General features: G+C 65.8%; 23 protein-coding genes. 7 read left to right on the top strand and 16 right to left on the bottom strand.

The window, feature by feature from the left end; translation table 11 throughout:
* Positions 1–4 precede the first annotated feature (4 nt).
* On the top strand, positions 5–1,255 hold the full coding sequence (locus Azoinq_RS05835; protein WP_216131121.1) for a dihydroorotase: 1,251 nt from the start codon (positions 5–7) through the stop codon (positions 1,253–1,255).
* 77 nt (positions 1,256–1,332) lie between these two features.
* Here Azoinq_RS05835 and cowN read toward each other — a convergent pair whose 3' ends face one another.
* Positions 1,333–1,620, bottom strand: a complete 288-nt coding sequence (gene cowN / locus Azoinq_RS05830; RefSeq protein ID WP_216131124.1) for a N(2)-fixation sustaining protein CowN — start codon at positions 1,618–1,620, stop codon at positions 1,333–1,335.
* Between the two features lie 141 nt (positions 1,621–1,761).
* Between cowN and Azoinq_RS05825 the strand changes: the two genes are divergently transcribed.
* Complete coding sequence (locus Azoinq_RS05825; protein WP_216131128.1) at positions 1,762–2,478, top strand: PAS domain-containing transcriptional regulator; 717 nt, start codon at positions 1,762–1,764, stop codon at positions 2,476–2,478.
* A 103-nt stretch (positions 2,479–2,581) separates the two neighbouring features.
* On the opposite strand, the gene Azoinq_RS05820 is transcribed toward Azoinq_RS05825, so the two are convergent.
* From Azoinq_RS05820 to Azoinq_RS05805, 4 genes are all read right to left on the bottom strand, one after another.
* Complete coding sequence (locus Azoinq_RS05820; protein ID WP_216131131.1) at positions 2,582–2,878, bottom strand: DUF167 domain-containing protein; 297 nt, start codon at positions 2,876–2,878, stop codon at positions 2,582–2,584.
* Complete coding sequence (locus Azoinq_RS05815; protein WP_216131134.1) at positions 2,878–3,450, bottom strand: YggT family protein; 573 nt, start codon at positions 3,448–3,450, stop codon at positions 2,878–2,880. Before Azoinq_RS05815 ends, Azoinq_RS05820 begins: the two co-directional genes overlap by 1 nt.
* A 187-nt stretch (positions 3,451–3,637) precedes the next feature.
* The gene (gene proC, locus Azoinq_RS05810; RefSeq protein ID WP_216131137.1) at positions 3,638–4,456 is read right to left on the bottom strand and encodes a pyrroline-5-carboxylate reductase; all 819 of its coding nucleotides are present in this window, start codon (positions 4,454–4,456) and stop codon (positions 3,638–3,640) included.
* On the bottom strand, positions 4,453–5,175 hold the full coding sequence (locus Azoinq_RS05805) for a YggS family pyridoxal phosphate-dependent enzyme (RefSeq protein ID WP_216131140.1): 723 nt from the start codon (positions 5,173–5,175) through the stop codon (positions 4,453–4,455). The genes proC and Azoinq_RS05805 overlap by 4 nt, the downstream gene beginning before the upstream one ends.
* 117 nt (positions 5,176–5,292) lie before the next feature.
* Here Azoinq_RS05805 and Azoinq_RS05800 point away from each other — a divergent pair, with 117 nt between their 5' ends.
* Genes Azoinq_RS05800 through Azoinq_RS05790 form a run of 3 tightly spaced genes read left to right on the top strand, consistent with a single transcriptional unit; the run spans position 5,293 to position 7,868 of the window.
* Positions 5,293–6,336 (top strand): type IV pilus twitching motility protein PilT, encoded by a 1,044-nt coding sequence (locus tag Azoinq_RS05800; RefSeq protein WP_216131143.1) that lies wholly within the window; start codon positions 5,293–5,295, stop codon positions 6,334–6,336.
* Positions 6,337–6,389: 53 nt separating this feature from the next.
* Positions 6,390–7,526 (top strand): PilT/PilU family type 4a pilus ATPase, encoded by a 1,137-nt coding sequence (locus Azoinq_RS05795; RefSeq protein ID WP_216131146.1) that lies wholly within the window; start codon positions 6,390–6,392, stop codon positions 7,524–7,526.
* Positions 7,527–7,565: 39 nt separating this feature from the next.
* Entirely contained in the window at positions 7,566–7,868 is a 303-nt protein-coding gene (locus Azoinq_RS05790; RefSeq protein WP_216131149.1) for a hypothetical protein, read from the top strand.
* A 38-nt stretch (positions 7,869–7,906) separates the two neighbouring features.
* On the opposite strand, the gene Azoinq_RS05785 is transcribed toward Azoinq_RS05790, so the two are convergent.
* The 4 genes from Azoinq_RS05785 to Azoinq_RS05770 all read right to left on the bottom strand — a co-directional run bounded on the left by Azoinq_RS05785 (position 7,907) and on the right by Azoinq_RS05770 (position 11,468).
* Positions 7,907–8,779: an acid phosphatase gene (locus Azoinq_RS05785; protein WP_216131152.1), complete on the bottom strand. Its 873-nt coding sequence runs from the start codon at positions 8,777–8,779 to the stop codon at positions 7,907–7,909.
* 70 nt (positions 8,780–8,849) lie between these two features.
* Positions 8,850–10,028 (bottom strand): THUMP domain-containing class I SAM-dependent RNA methyltransferase, encoded by a 1,179-nt coding sequence (locus Azoinq_RS05780; RefSeq protein ID WP_216131155.1) that lies wholly within the window; start codon positions 10,026–10,028, stop codon positions 8,850–8,852.
* 84 nt (positions 10,029–10,112) lie between these two features.
* Positions 10,113–10,535 carry a CopD family protein gene (locus tag Azoinq_RS05775; RefSeq protein WP_216131158.1) on the bottom strand — a complete coding sequence of 141 codons (423 nt, stop codon included), beginning with the start codon at positions 10,533–10,535 and terminating at the stop codon, positions 10,113–10,115.
* A gap of 48 nt (positions 10,536–10,583) precedes the next feature.
* Positions 10,584–11,468 (bottom strand): SDR family oxidoreductase, encoded by an 885-nt coding sequence (locus tag Azoinq_RS05770; protein WP_216131161.1) that lies wholly within the window; start codon positions 11,466–11,468, stop codon positions 10,584–10,586.
* Between the two features lie 78 nt (positions 11,469–11,546).
* Between Azoinq_RS05770 and Azoinq_RS05765 the strand changes: the two genes are divergently transcribed.
* Together Azoinq_RS05765 and Azoinq_RS05760 are read left to right on the top strand one after the other, a co-directional pair.
* Positions 11,547–12,560 carry a CDP-6-deoxy-delta-3,4-glucoseen reductase gene (locus tag Azoinq_RS05765; RefSeq protein ID WP_216131164.1) on the top strand — a complete coding sequence of 338 codons (1,014 nt, stop codon included), beginning with the start codon at positions 11,547–11,549 and terminating at the stop codon, positions 12,558–12,560.
* A gap of 22 nt (positions 12,561–12,582) precedes the next feature.
* Positions 12,583–13,752 carry an EAL and HDOD domain-containing protein gene (locus Azoinq_RS05760; RefSeq protein ID WP_216131167.1) on the top strand — a complete coding sequence of 390 codons (1,170 nt, stop codon included), beginning with the start codon at positions 12,583–12,585 and terminating at the stop codon, positions 13,750–13,752.
* 34 nt (positions 13,753–13,786) lie between these two features.
* Here Azoinq_RS05760 and Azoinq_RS05755 read toward each other — a convergent pair whose 3' ends face one another.
* From Azoinq_RS05755 to Azoinq_RS05725, 7 genes are all read right to left on the bottom strand, one after another.
* On the bottom strand, positions 13,787–14,503 hold the full coding sequence (locus Azoinq_RS05755; protein WP_216131171.1) for an ABC transporter ATP-binding protein: 717 nt from the start codon (positions 14,501–14,503) through the stop codon (positions 13,787–13,789).
* A complete protein-coding gene (locus Azoinq_RS05750; protein ID WP_216131174.1) occupies positions 14,496–15,299 on the bottom strand; it encodes an ABC transporter ATP-binding protein in 804 nt (267 codons plus the stop codon). Before Azoinq_RS05750 ends, Azoinq_RS05755 begins: the two co-directional genes overlap by 8 nt.
* Complete coding sequence (locus tag Azoinq_RS05745) at positions 15,296–16,402, bottom strand: ABC transporter permease subunit (protein ID WP_216131177.1); 1,107 nt, start codon at positions 16,400–16,402, stop codon at positions 15,296–15,298. The genes Azoinq_RS05750 and Azoinq_RS05745 overlap by 4 nt, the downstream gene beginning before the upstream one ends.
* Before the next feature lie 97 nt (positions 16,403–16,499).
* Positions 16,500–17,423 (bottom strand): branched-chain amino acid ABC transporter permease, encoded by a 924-nt coding sequence (locus Azoinq_RS05740; RefSeq protein WP_216131180.1) that lies wholly within the window; start codon positions 17,421–17,423, stop codon positions 16,500–16,502.
* A gap of 65 nt (positions 17,424–17,488) precedes the next feature.
* Complete coding sequence (locus tag Azoinq_RS05735) at positions 17,489–18,685, bottom strand: branched-chain amino acid ABC transporter substrate-binding protein (RefSeq protein WP_232368571.1); 1,197 nt, start codon at positions 18,683–18,685, stop codon at positions 17,489–17,491.
* Positions 18,686–18,996: 311 nt separating this feature from the next.
* Positions 18,997–19,311: a c-type cytochrome gene (locus Azoinq_RS05730; RefSeq protein ID WP_216131183.1), complete on the bottom strand. Its 315-nt coding sequence runs from the start codon at positions 19,309–19,311 to the stop codon at positions 18,997–18,999.
* Positions 19,312–19,364: 53 nt separating this feature from the next.
* Complete coding sequence (locus tag Azoinq_RS05725) at positions 19,365–21,398, bottom strand: thioredoxin domain-containing protein (protein WP_216131186.1); 2,034 nt, start codon at positions 21,396–21,398, stop codon at positions 19,365–19,367.
* Positions 21,399–21,435 lie beyond the last annotated feature (37 nt).

Genomic DNA, 21,435 nt, shown 5'->3' with positions numbered 1-21,435 from the left:
GATCATGAACATTCTTATCAAAAACGGCCGCCTTATTGATCCCGCCAACGGGGTGGACGGCCAGCACAACCTCTATCTGGCCGATGGCCGGGTGGCCGCCGTGGGCGCGGCCCCCGTCGGTTTCACGGCGGACCGGGAACTAGACGCCGCCGGAGCGGTGGTTTGCCCCGGACTGGTGGATCTTTCCGCCCGCTTGCCCAATCTGGACAGCGAATTGCAGGCCGCCGTAGCCGGCGGTGTCACCACCCTGGTCTGCCCCCCGGACACCAAGCCGGTACTGGATGAACCCGGCCTAGTGGAACGCCTGGTGCGCCTGTCCAAGGCCCAGGGCCAAGCCCGGGTGCGTCCCCTGGGGGCCCTGACCCAGGGGCTGGAAGGTCAGAGTCTGGCGGCCATGGCCGGCCTCACCGGTGCCGGTTGTATCGCCATGTCCCAGGCCTCCTCTCCGGTGACCGACTTCCAGGCCCTGCTGCGGGCCATGCAATACGCCGCCACCTACGGTTACGCGGTGTGGCTCCAACCCGAGGACTACACCCTGTCCCGGGATGGGGTGGCCCACGACGGGGAAGTGTCGGCCCGCCTGGGGCTGGCTGGCATTCCCGTGGCCGCCGAGACCGTGGCCGTGGCCACTCTGGTGGAACTGGCCCGGACCACCGGAGTACGCCTCCACCTGATGCGCCTTTCCTCTGCCGCCGGGGTGCGCCTGGTGGCCGCCGCCCGGGCCCAGGGCCTGCCCGTGACCTGCGACGTGGATGTGCATCACCTCCACCTCACCGAAGAGGATATCGGCTACTTCGATCCCCTGGCCCGCTTTGATCCGCCCCTGCGGACCCAGGGGGACCGGGAAGCCCTGGTTCAGGCCGTGGCCGACGGCACCATCCAGGCCATCTGTTCCGACCACTATCCCCGTAGTGCGGAAGACAAGCTCCTGCCCTTTGACGAAGCGGAACCCGGTGCCATCGGCCTGGAACTGCTCCTGCCCCTGACCCTGGCCTGGGCCAAGGATGCCGGGGTGGCCCTGCCCCAGGCCCTGGCCCGCATTACCAGCGACGCGGCGGCGGTAGCCGGGCTCCATGCGGGCAATCTGAGCGTGGGGGCGGTGGCGGATGTGACCGTCTTCGATCCGGAAGCGGTATGGACCGTGGGGGCCGACACCCTGCGCAGTCGGGGCCGCAACACCCCCTTCCTGGGCCGGGAGCTCCGGGGTCGGGTGCGCAGCACCCTGGTGGGGGGGCAGGTGGTGTATCAGGCCTGATCCAGGCCCTTGTGGCCGGATTCCCAGAACCAAAAAGCCGGCTTACTGCCGGCTTTTTTATGGGAGGAAGGACTGGGTCAGCAGCATTCCAGCTCACATTTCTGCAGGCGGCTTAAGCCTTCCTGGTCCTCGAATTTCTCGAACAGCTCCTCAATGTAGTAGGTGTTGGAGCAGACCAGATAGAGCAGGTCTTCCGTGGGAGTCTGGGAGTAATAGCCTTCCGGGATTTTTTTGACGAAGTACTCCCAGTAGATATTGGTCTTTTCCGGGCCGTTCACATGGAGCAGCACCCGCTCGATGACGGCGCTGGCATTGCGGAAGCAGTCGATGCCCTGGAAGGATTCGTAGCGGTCGATTTTGGCCATGGTCCCGGTTCCCAAAGGTAAGATGGGCTCTATTGTGCCGGGGAGGCGCCGGGGAACAAGGGACAATGCACCAATAGCCGACGGTCTGCACCAACGGCGGCGGAGCGGCGTGAACGGCGGCCGGGTCGGGAAAGTGAAACCATGGAAAGTTTGGAATATCAGCTACAGAAAGCGGAGCCCGGGGTGGTGATCCTGGATCGCCAGGGCCGCATACGCTCCGCCAATCCCCTGGCGGTACAGGTGCTGGGCCATTACCACCGGGACTGGATCGGCCGTCCGGTAACCGAATTTCACCCGGAGCCCGCCCGGCGAAAAATCGCCTGGCTGTTGCAGGAAGCCGCCGCCCAGGCCCCCGGGGATGCTTCGCCCCTGGCCATGATGATCAATGTGCCGGACCGGCCCCTGCTCATCAAACTCACGGCGCTAAGCGATCGTCAGGGTCTGGAAGGCTTTTGCCTCTTTTTCTACGATTTGCCCCGGGCTGGGCGCCAGGCCCTGCCCGCCCCGGTGAGCGGGCTCCGTCCCCTGGCCAAGCTGCCTGTGCTGCAGGGGGGCGCCACGGTGCTGCTGGATTTGGAGGAAGCGGTTCATCTCCAGGCGGAAGGCCATTACGCCCGGATTTTTACGGCCCGGGATTCCTTTCTCTGCCACCTGAGCCTGGCGGCCCTGGAACGGCGTCTGGCGGAAGGGGCCTTTCTCCGGGTGCATCGCAGCCACATCATCGCCATGGCCTATGCGGCCCGTCTGGAAAAGGAAGGGGATCGGCAGTGGGTGGTGATGGCCACCTTCCCCGCCAGTCGGGTACCCATCAGCCGGGGCCGCACGGCGGCGGTGGCGGAACGCCTGGGGCTGGCTTAGGGAGGCGCTTGCCGTGGGGTAATGGCGGGAAAAGGGGGCTGGCGGGACGGCGGGTGAGGCGGTGGTTCGGGGCCGCGGAGCGAGGGACTGGGCGCCAGCCCCTTCAGGCCGGGGCCTGGGGCCAGAGACGGGATTCTGTATCCGCCGGGGCCTCCAGAATTTCCACCACCTTGGCCCGGCTGGTCTGGCCGCTTTTCAGGCTGATCCGGGCCCGGGGCAGGCCCAGGGTTTTGGCCAGGAAGGCCAGCAGGGCCTCATTGGCCTTGCCGTCCACCGGCGGGGCGGCGAGGCGGATTTTCAGGGCTTCCCCGTGTAAGCCCATGACTTCGGTTTTGCGGGCCCCCGGCTGGATATGCAGGCTCAGGGTGAGGCGGCCCTCCGGGCCGCGCCGGGCCCACATCAGAACACCAGGGGCATGACCGCCGCTTTGGCGTAGGCCAGGAGAATGAAGACCACCTGGGCGATGAGCAGGGCCACCAGGGGGGACAGGTCAAAATTGGCAATGGGGGGCAGCACCCGGCGGATGGGGCGCAGCAGAGGATCGGTGAGGGCGGCCACCGGGGCGGACAGGGGGGAGTAGGGATTGACCCAGGACAGCACGGCCTGGAGCAGCATGGCCACCACCAGGATCATGACCCCCATGTGGAGTACCTCAAAGACCCCCAGGACCAGGGCGGGCACCGCCAGGAAAGGGGCGGCGCCCAGGGAGGCGGCTTTGAACAGGAGCTGGATGTACTTGGCCAGCACCTGGAGCAGCCAGGCGGGAACCAGGCTGGCCAGATCCAGACCCAAAAGCCCGGGCAGAACCCGGCGCAGGGGCAGCACCACCCAGTTGGTGGTGCGCATGGTCAGTTCGGCCAGGGGATTGGCGAAGGAAACGCGACGCCATTGGAGGAGAAAGCGCAGGAGCAGGAGATAGCCGAAAAATCCGGCGCAGGCTTCCAGTAGCAGGCTCAGGATGTCCGTCAGCATGATGGGTCTCTCTCAGGGCGGCCGGAGGCCGGTTCGGAATCAGGAAAGAAGGGGGGAAGGCCAGGAAGGAACGGGGGCCCGGCCAGGGGCAGGGATCGGCCGGGATGCCCGGATTTACCTGATGCCTGGGGCGCAATGGGCGGCCTGGGCCGCCGTCTGCGGTCCCCGGGACAAGCCCGGCGGAGCCTTAGGCCGCGCCCAGTTGCTGGCCCAGTTCCCGGCCCCGGTCTTCGGCGGCCCGGACCCCGGCAATAATGCCTTCCTTGGTGCCCCGTTCCCCCATCACGGTGAGGGCGGCGGCAGTGGTGCCCCCCTTGGAGGTCACCCGTTCCCGCAGAATGCTGGCGGGTTCGTCGGACTGGGCGGCCAGCTTGGCGGAGCCCAGGACGGTTTCGATGGCCAGGCGGCGGGACTGTTCTTCATTGAATCCCATGGCCGCCCCGGCTTCCTGCAAGGCTTCGATGAACAGGAAGACATAGGCCGGGCCGCTGCCGGAGAGGGCGCAGATGGAATCCATCTGGGCTTCGTTCTGAATCCACACCGTTTCCCCCACGGCCTGAACGATGCGGGCGGCGTTTTCCCGGTCGCTGTCGGAGACCTTGGGCAGGGCGTAAAGGCCAGTGATGCCGGCGCCAATGAGGGCCGGGGTGTTGGGCATGGCCCGCACCAGGTTGCTGTGGCCCTTGAGCCAGCGGGAGAGGGCGGCCAGGGGCAGGCCGGCGGCGATGGTGAGGACCAGCTGGGAGGCTTGCAGCAGGCCCGCCAGGGGGGCCACCGCTTCCTTCATCTGCTGGGGCTTGACCGCCAGCACCACCACGTCGCTGCCGCTCACGGCAGCGGCTTCCACATTGGCAAAGGCGGTGAGGCCGTAGGTTTTGCTCAGGCGTTCCCGGTTTTCCTTGTTCAGATCGATGACCCGGATGTCGCTGCCGGCAAAGCCCTTGTTGACCAGGCCGCCGATGAGGGCATTGGCCATGTTGCCGCCGCCGAGAAAAGTGATTTTCATGGGATTTCCTTTTTGATTCGCGGCCCGAAAATGGCCGTTCCGATACGTACCAGGGTGGCGCCTTCCGCCACCGCGGCTTCCAGATCATGGCTCATGCCCATGGACAGGGTGTCCACCGGCAGACCGGCTTGTTGCAATTGGTCGAAGAGGGCTTTCAGGCGGCGGAAGGGCAGGCGCTGGGCCGCCTCGTCCTCCGCCGGGGCCGGGATGGCCATCAGGCCCCGCAATTGCAGGCGGGGCAGGGCGGCCACGGCCTGACACAGGGCCAGGGCCTCTTCCGGGGCGCAGCCGCTCTTGCTGGCTTCCCCGGATACATTCACTTCCACGCAGACCTGGAGGGGCGGCAGTTCCGCCGGGCGTTGGTCCGAGAGGCGCTGGGCGATTTTCAGCCGGTCAATGGCGTGGACCCAGGCAAAGTTTTCCGCCACTGGCCGGGTCTTATTGCTTTGCAGGGGGCCGATGAAGTGCCATTCCAGGGCCGTTGGGGTGCCCTGGGCGGCAAGCAGATCGGCCACCTGGCCGATTTTGGCGCAGCCTTCCTGGACATAATTTTCCCCGAAGGCGGTCTGCCCGGCGGCCACCGCCGCCACCACGTCTTCCGCGGGCTTGGTCTTGGACACGGCCAGCAGGCGGATGCTTTCCGGGGGGCGTCCGGCGGCCCGGGCAGCCCCGTCCAGACGGGCCCCCACGGCTTGCAGGTTGGCAAAAATTGGCGTCATAATCCAAAGCTATCCTATAGCCCAAAAGTATAGCACCGTCCCCCTTCCCGGCCCCGCCTGAGGCGTTCCCGGGGCCGCCCGGTGCCTCTCCCTTCCTCCCCTTCCCGGACTTCCTCCATGGATATCACCGAACTTCTCGCTTTCGGGGTCAAAAACAAGGCTTCCGACCTTCACCTTTCCGCGGGCCTGCCGCCCATGATCCGGGTTAACGGCGACGTGCGCCGCATCAACCTGCCCCCCATGGAGCACAAGGATGTGCATGCCATGGTGTACGACATCATGAGCGACTCCCAGCGTAAGCATTACGAGGAAAACCTGGAGTGCGACTTTTCCTTTGAAATCCCCAATCTGGCCCGTTTCCGGGTCAATGCCTTTGTCCAGCATCGGGGTGCCGGGGCCGTGTTCCGGACCATTCCGTCCAAGGTCCTGACCCTGGAAGAACTCAACTGTCCGAAAATTTTCAAAGATATTGCCGAATATCCCCGGGGCATTGTGCTGGTCACCGGTCCCACGGGCTCGGGGAAATCCACCACCCTGGCGGCCATGGTGAATCACGTGAACGAAAACTTCTACGGCCACATCCTGACCGTGGAAGACCCTATCGAATTCGTGCATGAAGCCAAGAAGAGCCTGATCAACCAGCGGGAAGTGGGACCCCACACCCTGTCCTTCAACAACGCCCTGCGTTCCGCCCTGCGGGAAGATCCGGACGTGATTCTGGTGGGGGAATTGCGGGATTTGGAAACCATCCGGCTGGCCATGACCGCGGCGGAAACGGGCCACTTGGTGTTCGGCACCCTGCACACTTCCTCTGCCGCCAAAACGGTGGACCGGATCATCGACGTGTTCCCGGCGGCGGAAAAGGACATGATTCGGGCCATGTTGTCCGAATCCCTGCGGGCGGTGATTTCCCAGACCCTGCTGAAAACCAAGGATGGTAACGGTCGGGTGGCGGCCCACGAAATCATGCTGGGCACCCCGGCTATCCGCAATCTGATCCGGGAAAACAAGGTGGCCCAGATGTATTCCTCCATCCAGACCGGCCAGTCCTACGGCATGCAGACCCTGGACCAATGCCTCCTGGATCTGGTGCGCCGCAATCTGGTGGCCCCCGTGGAAGCCAAGGCCAAAGCGGTGAATAAGGACATGTTCGGGGCTTAAGCCCCCCAGTTGCCGTGCCCGGGCCCATGCCCGGCGCGTTGAGGAGATAAGGTATGGAGCGGGATCAGGCGCTTAATTTCATGCACGATTTGCTGCGCCTCATGGTCAGCAAAAAGGGCTCGGATTTGTTCATTACCGCCGGGTTTCCCCCGGCCATCAAGGTGGATGGCCGGCTCACCCCGGTCTCCAACCAGACCCTGTCGGCCCAGCACACGGCGGAACTGGCCCGGGCCATCATGAATGACCGCCAGGCAGCGGAATTCGAAGCCCATAAGGAATGCAATTTCGCCATTGCCCCCGCCGGCATTGGCCGTTTCCGGGTCAATGCCTTTGTCCAAATGGGGCGCATCGGGGTGGTCTGCCGGACCATCAACACTACCATTCCCACCCTGGAAGCCCTGGGGCTGCCGCCGGTCCTGAAGGACGTGGCCATGACCAAGCGGGGTCTGGTGCTCTTCGTGGGGGGTACGGGCTCGGGGAAATCCACTTCCCTGGCGGCCATGATCGGCTACCGCAACGAAAACTCCTACGGCCACATCATTACCATCGAAGACCCGGTGGAATATGTCCATGAGCACAGGAACTGCATCATCACCCAGCGGGAAGTGGGGGTGGATACGGATTCCTGGGAAACGGCCCTGAAAAACACCCTGCGTCAGGCCCCGGATGTGATCCTGATTGGGGAAATCCGGGATCGGGAAACCATGGAACACGCCATCGCCTTTTCCGAAACCGGCCACTTGGCCATGGGCACTCTCCACGCCAATTCCACCAATCAGGCCCTGGACCGGATCATCAACTTTTTCCCGGAAGAAAAGCGTCAGCAGCTGCTCATGGACCTGTCCCTCAATCTCCGGGGCCTGGTCTCCCAGCGCCTGATTCCCCTGAAGGACGGCAAGGGGCGCTGCGCCGCCATCGAAATCATGCTCAACTCCCCCCTCATTTCCGACCTGATTTTCAAGGGGGAAGTGGCGGAGATTAAGGAAATCATGAAAAAGTCCCGGGAACTGGGGATGCAGACCTTCGACCAGTCCCTGTTCGAGCTTTACGAAGCGGGGAAAATTTCCTACGAGGATGCCCTGCGCAATGCGGATTCCCTGAACGACCTGCGCCTCCAGATCAAGCTTAACGGCAAGGAATCCAAGGACCGGGATCTGTCCGCCGGCATCGGCCACCTGGATATTGTCTAGCCTATCTCCCCGGACGGCTCCGGGCCGTCCCCCCGCGCCATGAAAATCCACCTTTTGCCCCTGGGGGCCCGCTTTCTTTTTGAAGGCCAGGAATATGTGAAAACCGGTCCCATGATCGGCACCGGTCCGGCAGGCCCCCGGTTTTTCCCTAAGTACCAGTTGCTCCAGGCTTTAGATCAGCCTGTTCAGGCCGCCCCCGGGGCTGGGGCCGCCCTACCCCGGGAACGGGTGGAGCGGGCTCTGGCTGACTTTTTCGCCCAGGTTGAACCCCTGGTACCCGAAGACCGGCGTCCGGCCCTGGAAGCGGCCCGGACTCGGTGCTGGGCCGAACTCAAGGACTAAGGGCGGCCCCGGGAAAGGGGCCCGCCGTCCCCGGGGCCTTACTGGGCCAGGGACGGGGGTAGGGCCAGGGCTCGGGCTTCGGCGGCGCAGTCCTGCTCCGGGGTGGCTCCCCGGGCCCCCAGGGCGTCTACCTCTGCTTTGGCTGCCGTGAGATCGGCCAGGAATTCCGGGGCCGTGTGCAGCTTGGCCACCACCCCGGCCGCCAGAGTCCGCCCCTGGACCACATCGCTATGCCAATGCACGTTGCACACATTGCGGCTTTCCCCGAAGGCCAGTCCCCGGGCCAGGAGGGCATCGGCCCGCTGGGGGGCCAGTTCGCTGAGCATCAGGGCCCAGCCCCAGCCGGCGGTGGTGTGGCCGGAAGGATAGGAACCGCTTTTGGCCAGGGCCGCCGCCTCATCGGGAGTGCAGATGGGCTGGCCGTTTTCCAGGAAGGGTCGGGGGCGTTGGTAATGCTGTTTGGCGGCCCGGGTGGCCAGTCCCAGATCGCTCAGGCTGCGCTGGAGGAGCTGGTAGAGATGGGGACTGGTGGCTTGAGCGATGGGCAGGCCCAGGGCACAGGAAAAGGTGGTGGCGGCGTGGGGAAAGGACAAATCCGCATCCGCGGCGGCCAGGGCCCAGCGGGCTGTCCCCCGCAGTTGAAAACTGGCCTGGGCCACGGCCCGGTCTTCAGCCAGGGCGGCGGAACCGGGGGCCGGGGGCGGGGGCAGCAGAGCCAGACTATCCGGTAGGGCCCCCGGGGCCAGATAGCCGGGCAAATAGGTGCGCTGGTGGGCCGCCGGGGTGGCCGGATCGTCGGCCTGGGCCGGGGCGCTGCCCAGCCCCAGGCCCAGGGCCAGCAGGGAGAGCATGGTGCCCCAGGGGGCGGCACGCCCCAGGGGGGTGGAACGGGGGAAGAACATGCCGGACATGCCAGGCCTCCGGGGCGAAGAGAAAGGGGACGGGGCCTCCCGGCATCTTCCCGGGCGATGCCCCGGGGTTTCAGTCGGCGGCGGGGGCCTCCGCCCCTTCCGGTTTTTTGCGCCGGTTAAAGCCGGCCACCATTTTGAACTGGTAGAGGCGGCATTCCAGGGCCCCGTTGTAGAGGGGGGTCTTTTTCCCCGGCTTGAGCCCCACGCCCTTGGGCAGGGCGGTGTCGGCGGTGAGGAAATAGCAGGTCCAGCCCGCATATTTCTGCTTCAGGGCGTGGCCCAGTTCCGGGTAGAAGGCGGCCAGGGTGTCCTTTTCCTCCAGCCGTTCCCCGTAGGGCGGGTTGCAGACCATGATGCCCGGCGTGGTGGGGGGCTCCATTTCCAGAATGTCTCCCTGGCTCAGGCTCACTGCGCCGAGCAGCCCGGCCCGGTCCAGATTGGCCAGGGTGGCCCGATAGGCGGCGGGGGCCTGATCCCGGCCAAAGAGGGTGGGCTGGCCCTGGGGCGCCTGTTCCTTGGCCTGGGCGGCCTGCTGCAACTGGCGCCAGCGGCGGGCGTCAAACTCCCGGAAATTCTCGAAGGCGAAGCTGCGCCGGGCGCCGGGGGCGATACCGCAGACCTGCTGGGCGGCTTCCAGGAGGAAGGTGCCACTGCCGCACATGGGGTCCAGCAGCACGGTGCCGGGCTGCCAGCCCGCCAGGCGCAGAATGCCGGCGGCCAGGTTTTCCTTGAGGGGCGCTTCCACGGTCTTTTGCCGGTAGCCCCGCTGATAGAGGGGGGCGCCGCTGGTGTCCAGGTAGAGGGTGCAGTCCTCGGCGGTGAGAAAGGCGTGGATGCGCACCTGGGGATCCCGGGTATCCACGTTGGGCCGTTCCCCCACCGTATCCCGGAAGCTGTCGCAGACCGCGTCCTTGATGCGCAGGGTGATGAATTCCAGGCTCTTCAGGGGGGATTTGATGGCGGTCACATAGACCCGGATGGAGCGGCTCACGTCGAAATGCTGGGGCCAATCCACCTTGCGGGCCTGGCGGTAGATGTCCTCTTCCTTGGCGTATTTGCCGAATGACAGCTGGAGCAGGAGGCGGGTGGCGATGCGGGAATGGAGATTGGTCAGCATCACCGTCTCCCAGGAGCCCCGGCAGGCGACCCCGCTGGCGACGATGCGGATATCGCTGGCCCCGGCGGCGGCTAGGTCTTCGGCGAGCAGGGCTTCCAGGCCCCGGGGACAGGTGGCGAACAGTTTAAACATGGGCGGCTTTCAGTCCGGGCACGGGGCTCGGCACAACGGCAAAAACGGGGAAACCGGAAAAAGGGTGGCGGGGCCGGAAAAGCCTCAGAAAGGCTTGAGCACGGCCAGGAAGACCACGGCAAAAAGGATCAGCACCGGCAGTTCGTTAAACCAGCGGAACCAGCGGTGGCTGCGCCGGTTGGACCCCGTGGCGAAGTCCGTCAGCAGGCGCCCGCAATAGGCGTGGTAGAGCACCAGCACCAGCACCAGGGTAAGTTTGGCGTGAATCCAGGCTCCCTGGACCCCGAAGCCCAGCCACATCCAGGCGCCGAAAATCACCGCCAGAATGCCCAGGGGGGTCATGAAGCGGTACAGCTTGCCCGCCATGAGCAGGAGCCGGTCCCGTTCCGCCCCGCTGTCGGCGGGCACCATGGCCAGATTGACGAAAATCCGGGGCAGGTAGAAAAGACCAGCGTACCAGCAGACCACAAAGGCGATGTGCAGGGCTTTGAGAACGTTATAGACCATGAAGGGCTCCAGAAGGCGGTGGGGGCGGCAGGACGGCGGGTCCGGCCATCAGGCCAGGGGCGTATTGTGCCCCAGACCGACCAATCCCTGGGAGACGTCCGGGTAACGCAGGCGGTAACCCAGTTCGGTCTTGATGCGCTGGTTGGAGAGGCGCCGGGATTCGCTCATGAAGGACAGGAGCAGGGGGGAGAGGCGCTGTTCTGCCTCCTGCCGGGAAATGCGGGGGGGCGGAGGCAGGCCCAGGTGGCGGGCCACCAGGGTGAAATAGTCCCCCATGGTGAGCTGGCCGTCGTCGCAGGCGTTGTAGCAGCGGTTGGCGCCGCCCCGGCGCAGGGCCAGGGCGCAGAGCCCGGCCAGATCGTCCCCGTGGATGTGGTTGGTGAAGACGTCATCCTCCGGGCGCAGGGCCGGGGTCCCCGCCGCCAGTCGTTCCCGGGGCAGGCGCTCGGCGGCGTAGATACCCGGGGCGCGGAGAATGGTCACGGTTACCCCGGTGCGGGCTCCCCAGGCGCGCAACTGCTTTTCCCCATCCAGACGGCGTTGTCCCCGGGCCGTTGCCGGAGCCCCTGGCCGGGTCTCGGAAACCCAGGCCCCACGGCAATCTCCGTAGATTCCCGTGGTACTGATGTAGGTGAGACGCTGTGGTAGACTTTTTCCCCGAGCCAATGCCGCCAGCAAGTGCCGGGTGCGGGTGTCCACCGCGCCCCGGTTGGGCGGCGGGGCCAGGTGCAGCACCAGGTCGGCCAGTCCGGCCAGGCGCTGCAGACTGGCCGGGTGGTCCAGGTCCGCCAGAATCGGCGTCACGCCGGGCTGGCGCCAGGCGTCGGCCTGCTCCGGCCGGCGGACCAGGGCATAGATGCGGTAACGTGGGAGGAGCAGGGGCAGGGCCCGTTGGGCCACGTCGCCGCAGCCCACGATCAATAATTTTTGCACCCCCCGATTTTATCCGACTTCTTCGGTCGGGTAGGCGGGACGGGGGCAGGGCAACCTCCATGGGGAATAGGACGGGAAATGAGCTTCAAGGTCAGCATTGAACCCAGCAAACATCAATTTACGGCGGAAGGGGAGGAGAGCCTCCTGGATGCGGCCCTGCGCCAGGGCCTGGTGATGCCCTACGGCTGCCGCAACGGGGCCTGTGGCGCCTGCAAGGGCAAGGTGCTGTGCGGTGAGGTGGAACTGGGGGCTTTCCAGCCCCACGCCCTTACCGAGGCGGAACAGGCCCAGGGGCTGGTGCTCTTCTGCTGTGCCAAGGCCCAGAGCGACCTCACCGTGGAATGCCGGGAAGTGCGCTCCCAGGAAGATATTCCGGTAAAAACCCTGCCCGCCCGGGTGGAAAAAATGGAAAAACTGGCCCCGGACGTGATGGTGCTCCATCTGCGCCTGCCCGCCAGCGAACGGCTCCAGTTCCTGGCCGGCCAGTACATCGACATTCTGCTCAAGGACGGCAAGCGGCGCAGCTTTTCCCTGGCAAACGGGCCCCGGGACGACAACCTGCTCCAGCTCCATGTGCGCCTGGTGCCCGGCGGCCTGTTCACCACCCAGGTGTTTGAGACCATGAAGGAGCGGGACATCCTCCGCTTCAACGGCCCCCACGGCACCTTCTTTCTGCGGGAAGACTCCCCTAAGCCCGCCATTCTTCTGGCGGGGGGCACGGGCTTCGCCCCCATCAAGGCCCTGGTGGAGCACGCCCTGAGGGAAGGGGACCAACGGCCCCTGTACATCTACTGGGGTAACCGGAACCGGGCCGGGCTGTATATGGACGCCTTGCCCCGCCAGTGGGCGGCGGACCATGGCCATATCCACTACGTGCCCGTGCTTTCCGACCCGGCGCCGGAAGACGGTTGGAGCGGCCGCACCGGCTTCGTCCACGAGGCGGTGATGGCCGATTTTCCCGACCTGTCCGGCTTCCAGGTCTATGCCTGCGGGGCGCCCGCCATGATCGACTCGGCCCGGCGGGATTTTGCTAGTCGCTGCGCCCTGCCTGAAACGGAATTTTTCGCCGATTCCTTCACCTTTTCCGCCTGAATCGACCGCCTTTGGAGGCGTCATGCCTGAGGTTTTTCTGTCCCGCCAGCCCGTGCTTAACCGCCAGGGCAAAATTATCGCCAACCGCTTCCGGCTCAATTTCCCCGATCCCCAGGGAGATATGTCCGCCGCCGCCGCGGCCCTCACCGCCCTGGCCGAGGTCTGGCCCCAGGGGGAAAAGTCCGTGTTTATCAGCGCTGGCGCGCCTCTGGGGCCGGATCTCCTGCTCTGGGCGCCGCCGGAAAACACCGTGCTGGAAATTCCCCCCTATGCCCTGGGGAACGGGGACGGGGCCCTGCGGGCAGAATTACAGGCCCATCCCTGCGCCCTGAGCCTGGATTTTGGCGAGGACGGAGCGGATAACCTGGCGTCCGGCCTGCCCTTCCGTTTCATCGGCTTTGATGTGGACAGCTATTCCCCGGCCCAAATTTCCGGGCTGGTGGCCAAAACCAAGGCCTTCGGCATTCCCCTGGCCTTTAATACGGATACCCCCCAGGAATTCCAGGCGGCCATGGATAGCGGCGTATCCGCCGCCTCCGGCTGGTTTTTCAAGCGCCTCACCGTGCCCGCGGGCAAGAGTCTCAACCCCAGCCACGCCCACATCATCCGGGTGCTCAATCTGGTGCGGAACAACGAGGATGTGGCCAAGATCGAGACGGCCTTGAAGCAGGACGTGGCCCTTTCCTACAAGCTGCTGCGCTACATCAATTCGGTGGGCTTTGGCCTGTCCTGTGAAATCCAGTCCTTCAAGCACGCGGTGACTATTCTCGGCTACGACAAGCTCAACAAGTGGCTGTCCCTGCTCCTGGTTACCGCCTCCAAGGACCCCATGGCGCCGGCCATGATGCACACCGCCCTGACCCGGGGCCGGCTCATGGAAACCCTGGGCCACGGCCTGGTGGATCGGGCGGAATACGACAACCTTTTCATCGCCGGAGCCTTTTCCCTCCTGGACCACATGCTGGGGGTGCCCATGGATCAGGTGCTGGAAGCCATGCACCTGCCCGAGACCATTACCGACCTGTTGCTGGGGCGGGGCGGCATCTACCAGCCCTTCTACGATCTGGCCCTGGCCACGGAAGCCCTGGACGGGGAAGGCCTGGCGGCCTCGGCGGCCATGCTGGGCTTAAAGGCGGACGACGTGAATCGGGCCCACCTGGAAGCCCTGAGCTTCGCGGATAAGATGGAATAGGGCAGGTCGCCCCGAATGGGGCGAATCCCCGACCCTATTCACCCAGGTAGGCGGCCTGGACCCGGGGATTGTGGAGCAGGGCCCGGGCCTCGTCCTGGAGGGTGATCTGGCCCGATTCCATCACATAGCCCCGCTGGCTCACCTCCAGGGCTAGGCGGGCGTTCTGTTCCACCAGCAGAATGGTCATGCCCTGGCCCGCCACTTCCTTCACCACCTCAAAAACCTTCTGCACCATGAGGGGCGCTAAGCCCATGGAGGGCTCGTCCAGGAGCAGGAGCTGGGGACGGCCCATGAGGGCCCGGCCCATGGCCAGCATCTGCTGCTCCCCTCCGGACAGGGTGCCGGCCAGCTGGTGGCGCCGTTCTTTGAGCCGGGGCAGGAGGGTGAAAATGCGCTCCATGTCCTGGGCTGCTTCCCGGGGCTGATTGCGGCTGTAGGCGCCCATTTCCAGGTTTTCCGTGACCGTCAGGCGGGCGAAGGTGCCCCGGCCTTCCGGCACCAGGGCGATGCCGGTGCGGATTACGTCGTGGGGCGGCAGGCGGCTGATTTCCTGGCCCCGGTAGCGGATGCTGCCCCCCGCCGGGTCCAGTTGCCGGGCCAGGGCCTTCAGGGTGGAAGTCTTGCCCGCCCCGTTGGCGCCGATCAGGGCTACGGTTTCCCCCGGATTAATGTGGAAGGTGATGCCTTTGACTGCCTGAATGCCGCCGTAGGCGATGCGCAGACCTTCCGCGATGAGCAGGGCTTCACTCATGGCCGGTCTCCTCCGGGGCGGCGGGGGCATCACCCCCCAGGTAGGCGGCGATCACCCGGGGGTCCCGCTGCACCGCCGCCGGGATGTCTTCGCAAATCTTGCTGCCGTAATCCAGGACCGCCACCCGGTCGCAGAGTCCCATCACCAGTTTCATGTCGTGTTCGATGAGCAGCACGGTTACCCCGTCCCGTCGGATACCTTCAATCAATTGACGCAACTCCAGGGTTTCCGCCCCGTTCATGCCGGCGGCGGGCTCATCCAGGGCCAGGAGCTTGGGCTCCGTGGCCAGGGCCCGGGCGATTTCCAGGCGACGCTGGTCCCCGTAGGACAGGTGCTTGGCCAGATCCTGAGCCCGGTCGGCGATGCCCACGTAATGGAGCAGTTCCTCCGCCCGGCGCTGAATGGCCCGTTCCTCGGCCCGGGCCCCCGGAGTGCGGAGAATGGCGCCGATGACCCCGGTGCGGGTGCGCAGGTGACGCCCCACCATAACATTTTCCAGGGCCGTCATATTGGCGAAGAGGCGGATGTTCTGGAAAGTCCGGGCGATGCCCCGCTGGGCCGCCTGCTGGGGGGCGGCGGCTTTCAGGGGGGCGCCGTCAAAGTTCAGGCTGCCTCCGCTGGGCACGTAAAGGCCGGTGAGGCAGTTGAAGAAAGTGGTCTTGCCCGCCCCGTTGGGGCCGATGAGCCCGTAAATTTCCCCTTGCCGGATGGTCAGGGAGACATCTTTCAGGGCCTGGACGCCGCCAAAGCGGCGGCTGATCTGGCAGGCTTCCAGGAGCAGGGGAGCGGCGCTCATTGGGCCCCTCCCTTCAGTTCCCGGCGCCGGGTGGCGGAGGGCCAGAGCCCGGCGGGTCGGTAGAGCATGACCACAATCAGGGCCAGGCCGAAGAGCAGCATGCGCAGACTTTCCGGATCCACCACCACATGGCCGAAGAGGGCCTGCTGCATGGGGGCCGCCGCATGGCGGAACAGCTCGGGGAGGATGGTGAGCAGGACGCCGCCGAAGATGACTCCGGGAATGTGGCCCATGCCCCCCAGCACCACCATGCACAGCACCATGACCGATTCCATGAGACCGAAGGATTCGGGGCTGACAAAGCCCTGGAAGCTGGCGAACAGGCCCCCGGCCACGCCGCCGAAGGTGGCCCCCATGGCAAAGGCCAGGAGCTTGATGTTGCGGGTGTTGATGCCGCAGGCCTTGGCCGCCACCTCATCTTCCCGAATGGCCACCCAGGCCCGGCCAATGCGGGAATCTTCCAGGCGCACGGTGATGAAAATGATCACCAGGGCCAGGGCCAGGAACAGGTAGTAGTAGGCGTGCAGGGACGGTAGCTCCAGCCCGGCCACGGCAATGGGCTTGGCCAGGGTCAGGTCCCCCAGATGGAAGGGGTCGATGCTGGAAATGCCCTGGGGCCCGTTGGTGATGTTGATGGGGGCGCTCAGGTTGTTCATGAAAATCCGGATGATTTCCCCGAAACCCAGGGTGACGATGGCCAGGTAATCCCCCCGCAGGCGCAGGGTGGGGGCCCCCAGGAGCAGGCCGAACAGCCCGGCCACCCCGGCCCCCAGGGGAATGATGGCCCACACTGGCCAGTGCAGGCCGCCGGGGAACAGGGCGGGGAAGGCATTGCCCAGGTGGGGGCTGGCCAGCAGGGCGTAGAGATAGGCTCCCACGGCGTAAAAGGCGATGTAGCCCATGTCCAGGAGCCCGGCAAAGCCCACCACGATATTCAGGCCCAGGGCCAGCATGATGTAGAGCAGGGCGAAATTCAGGGTGCGCAGCCAGGCGTTGCCCAGCCCGGCCCCCACGGCAAAGGGCAGCACCGCCAGGGCCACGGCCAGGAGGCCATAACCCAGCCAGAGGCTGCGCCGGTCTTGTTTGAAGGTCTGCCAGTTCATGGCCGGAAATCCTTTAGGGAAGGGAGGCCGCTAGGTGGGACAAAAGGGGTCGGGTGGCCCAGAAACCGGGCCGGGGCGGCGGGAGCAAGGGGCCGGTTCATGCCCGCTCCGCCACTTTTTCCCCCACCAGGCCGGAGGGACGGAAGATGAGCACCAGAATCAGGACGAAGAAGGCGAACACATCCTGGTAATTGGAGCCCAGCACCCCGCCGGTGAGGTCGCCGATATAGCCCGCCCCCAGGGATTCGATGAGCCCCAGGAGAATACCGCCGATCATGGCCCCGGCCAGATTGCCGATGCCCCCCAGGACGGCGGCGGTAAAGGCTTTCATACCCAGGATAAAGCCCATGTAGTAGTGGGCGATGGAGTAATTGGCGCTGACCATGAGCCCGGCCACGGCGGCCAGGGCGGAGCCGATGAGGAAGGTGAGGGAAATGATGTGGTTCACATTCACCCCCATGAGCTGGGCGATCTGGGGATTTTCCGCCGTGGCCCGCATGGCCCGGCCCAGGCGGGTACGGTTAATGAGCAGGAGCAGGCCTCCCATCATGGCCGCTGCCGCTACCACGATGAGCACCTGCAAATCGCTGAAGGTGGCCCCCAGGACCAGATGCTGGCTGGCGGGGAAAATGGGAGGGAAGGCGTGGTAATCCCGGCCCCAGATCATCATGGCCAGGTTTTGCAAGACGATGGAGACGCCGATGGCGGTGATCAGGGGCGCCAGCCGGGGCGCCTTGCGCAGGGGCCGGTAGGCGATGCGCTCCATCAGGTAGCCCACCACCATGCACACCGGGATGGCGGCGGCCAGACCGATCAGGGCCCGGATGGGGCCGGGCAGGCCGGAATTGGCCAGCAGGTCGATGACCGTGAGGGAGGTGAGGGCGCCGATCATGACCACTTCCCCGTGGGCGAAGTTGATCAGGCCCATGATGCCGTACACCATGGTGTAGCCCAGGGCCACCAGGGCGTAGATGCTCCCCAGAACCAGGCCGTTGATGACTTGTTGCAGAAAGATGTCCATGACTCGTGGGCCTGACAAGGGGACGGCGCCCGGGGGCGCCGTCCAGCGGTCGGGCCGTTTCCTGGTTAAGGTTGGGCGCTGGTGGTACCCAGGGTTTCCTGGAAGACCCACTTGCCGGCGCGGGCCTGATAGAAGGAAATGGCCCCGTCCTTCAGGTCCCCCTTGGCGTCAAACTGGATGCGGGCGGAGACCCCCGGGTAGTCGGTCTTGCCGATTTCCGGCAGATACTTGGCCGGTTCCACCGAATTGGCCCGCTTCATGGCATCCACCAGCACCATCACGGCATCGTACACATAGGGGCCGTAGAGCTGGATCTGGGACTTGAACTTGGCTTCGTACTTGGCCCGGAAGGCCGGGCCGCCGGGCATCTTGTCCAGGGGCACCCCGGGCAGGGAGCAATACTGGCCTTCCGTGGCGGCGCCCCCCAGCTTGATGAATTCCGGGGTGCAGCCCCCGTCCCCGGTGAGGAACTTGGCGGTCAGGCCCAGTTCCTTCAGCTGCTTGGCCATGGGGCCGCCCTGGGCGTCCATGCCGCCGAAGAAAATCAGGTCCGGCTGGGTGGATTTGATTTTGGTGAGAATGGCCTTGAAGTCCGTGGCCTTATCGTTGGTGTATTCCCGGGTGACGATGGTGGCGCCGCCTGCCTTGGCACCCTTTTCAAATTCGTCCGCCTGGCCCCGGCCATAGGCGGTGGCGTCATCCACGATGGCGATTTTCTTGGCCCCCAGCTGGTGGGTGGCGTAGGTGCCCAGGGCCCGGCCCTGCTGCTCGTCATTGGCCATGACCCGGAAGGCGGTCTTAAAGCCCTGCTTGGTATAGGCCGGGGTGGTGGAGGAGCCGGAGATTTCCGGAATGCCCGCATCGGCGTAAATCTTGGAGGCGGGCATGGTGGTGCCCGAATTGAGGTGGCCGATGACCCCGTTCACCTTAGCGTCCACGAACTTCTGGGCGACGATGGTGCCCTGTTTCGGGTCCGCCTGGTCGTCCTCGGACTGGAGTTCAAAATGGACTTTCTGGCCGCCGATGGTGAGGTTCTGGGCGTTGAGTTCCTCAATGGCCAGCTTGGCGCCGTATTCATTGTCTTTGCCCAGATGGGACTGGGGCCCGGTGAGGGGGGCGGCGTGGCCGATGAGGACCGTTCTTTCCCCGGAACCGGTGGAGCTGCCTGGGGCGGGGGCGCTGCTGTCCTTGTTGCTGCAACCGACCAGGGCCAGGGCGGCGGCCATGGCCAAGAGGGCGGTACCGGGACGGGGGGAAGACATGGGCTATCTCCTGAAAAGGGGGGCGTAACGCATGGGCATTGATTTTGGTGGCCGGTGAAAGCCCCTGTCAACCGCCAATCGGCGCTCCCTTCAAGCCGCCAGGAAGCTTTCGCCCGGGGCCCGGCAGGGGGCTGGGGAAAAAGGCACCAGAGTGGGGCGGATCGAGGTGAAGACGGGGGGAAAAACGGGCTTTTTATCCCCCCAATGCCTCCCCTTGGGGCATGGGCGCCCAAAGGACGGGCGGAGCCGGAGGAAAACGGCGGGCAGAAAAAAACCGACCCGGGGGTCGGTTTTTTTCTTGGCGGAGCGCCTTACTTCAGGCTCAGCACCCAGGTCACCAGCTTGGTGGCATCGGCCTTGCTCACGTTGTTGGGGGGCATGGGAACTTGACCCCAGACACCGGCGCCGCCCTTCATGACCTTGTCGGCCAGCTTGCCGACCATGGCCTTGTTACCGGCGTACTTCTTGGCGACGTCCTTGTAGGCCGGGCCGACGACCTTGTGGTCAACGGCGTGGCAGGCCAGACAGCCACTCTTTTGGGCCAGGGCGGTTTCATCAGCGGCTTGGGCGGCGCCAGCAGCCAGGATGCCGGCGGCGGCCAGCAGGGATACGTAAATAGCTTTCATGCTCTCGCTCCGTAAAGGAAGGTTGGGTTTTGCTGTTGTTTAGCCCGCCAATACTAATGCAGTTTGGGCGGCTTGGAAATAATGCCCAGCAAGCTCTCCCACTCATTTACCGGCGGCAGACACTTAACGCCTTGGCAGACCCAGGCGTTGACACGGGGGCTGGGGGGCAGGTCTTGCGGGGCGGGTTCTGGGGCCAGAATCAGGGTCTGGGGCAGGAACCGGCGGCCCAGTTCGGCGTTCCATTGGTCCCGCTCCGCCGCCGGTCCAGTGAGGCGTACCAGGGTGGGGGGCGTCAGGGCGTCTTCCAGGGCTCCCAGGAGGGCGCCGGAGGCGATGGCCTGGCGCTCCAGCAGGGGATAGAACAGGTCCAGGGTGCGCCGGGCGGCCCGGGCGTAAGGCTCATGATCTGTCACCAGGGCCAGGCGCCCCAAGGCCTGGGCCGCTACCCCGTTACCCGCGGGCAGGGCGTTGTCCTGGGCCGGCTTGGGCCGGTGGATCAGGGCTTCCTGGTCGTGGGCGGTGAAAAAGAAGCCCCCCGCCGCCGGATCTTCAAAGTCGTGCAGCAGGCCGTCCGCCAGTCGCCGGGCGAAGGCCAGGTCCTTTTCCCGCCAGCGGGCCTGGAGGCATTCCAGCAATGCGTCCAGGAGGAGGGCGTAGTCGTCCAGGTAGGCGGGCAGCCGGCTCTGGCCTCCGGCCCGCACCGCCAGCAGGCGGCCTTCCTGCCACAGGTGATCCTGGAGAAAATCCACCGTGGATAGGGCCCGGTCTATCCACTCGGAGCGGCCGAAAATACGTCCGGCCCGGGCTAGTCCCTTGATCATCAGCGCATTCCAGCCGGTCAGGAGTTTGTGGTCCCGGGCCGGGCGGGGACGGGGTTCCCGGGCGGCCAGGAGGGCAGCCCGGGCTTCCTGGAGCCCGGCTCGGACCGCCGTGGGGGCCAGACCCAGGTCGTCCGCCAGGGCTTCCGGACTGCGCACCTGCTGGAGGTGCCAGGCCTGGCCTTCGAAGTTGGGTACCCGGTCCAGGCCCCAGGCCGGGGCGGCCAGGGCCCACTGTTCCGGACTCAGGGCCGCCTGGGCGGCTTCTGGCGTCCACAGGTAGTAGGCCCCTTCTTCCCCGGCGCTGTCCGCATCCAGGGAGGCGGCGTAGCCCCCCTGGGCCAGGGCCATTTCCCTGTCCGCCCAAGCTACGATGCCCTCCGCCGCTGCCTTGAAGGCGGGCCGGTGGTCCAGGGCCCAGGCGTTGGCGTAGCAGGCCAGAAGCTGGGCGTTGTCATAGAGCATTTTTTCAAAGTGGGGAATGGTCCAGGCCCCATCCACGCTGTAGCGGAAAAAGCCGCCCCCCAGCTGGTCTTGCAGGCCCCCGGCGGCCATTTTCTCCAGGCTGGTGAGGGCCATGGTCCGGGCGTGGTCATCCCCGGTGGTAGCGCTGCGGCGCAGGAGAAAATCCAGATCCGTGGGCCGGGGAAATTTAGGGGCGTCGCCAAAGCCGCCCCGGCGCCGGTCATAGGTGGCGTCCAGTTCGGCCTGGGCGGCGGCTAGGGGCTCGGCCTTGAGGCGGGGAGGCTCTTGCCCGGGGCGTGGCAGGGTGGCCGCCAGGGCGTGGCGGATGCTCTGATTCTGCCGGGCGATGTCTGCCCGGCGGTGGGCGTACACCGCCGCCACCTGTTCCAGTAGTTCCCCCAGGGCGGGCAGCCCATGGCGGGGCTCGGGGGGAAAGTAGGTGCCGGCGAAAAAGGCGTCTCCCTCCGGGGTGAGGAACAGGGTCAGGGGCCAGCCGCCGGGGCGGCGGGTGAGGAGCTGATGGGCGGTCTGATAGATGTGGTCCAGGTCCGGCCGCTCCTCCCGGTCCACCTTGATGTTGATGAACAGCCGGTTCATGGTGGCGGCGATGTCCGGATCCTCGAAGCTTTCGTGGGCCATGACGTGGCACCAGTGGCAGGCGGCGTAGCCGATGGAAAGGAGGATGGGCTTGTCCTGGTCCCGGGCCAAAGCCAGGGCGGCGGGGCCCCAGGGGTGCCAGTCCACGGGCTGGTGGGCGTGTTGCAACAGGTAGGGGGAGGTCTCTTGGGCAAGCAGATTGGGCATAACGGGTCCTGACGGTCCGGGGCCGGGAAAAGTCCCG

The sequence above is a fragment of the Azospira inquinata genome, from assembly GCF_018905915.1.
GTDB lineage: Bacteria > Pseudomonadota > Gammaproteobacteria > Burkholderiales > Rhodocyclaceae > Azospira > Azospira inquinata.
The sequence above is the reverse complement of the archived record's forward strand: the minus strand, read 5'-3'. Positions and strand labels throughout refer to the sequence as shown.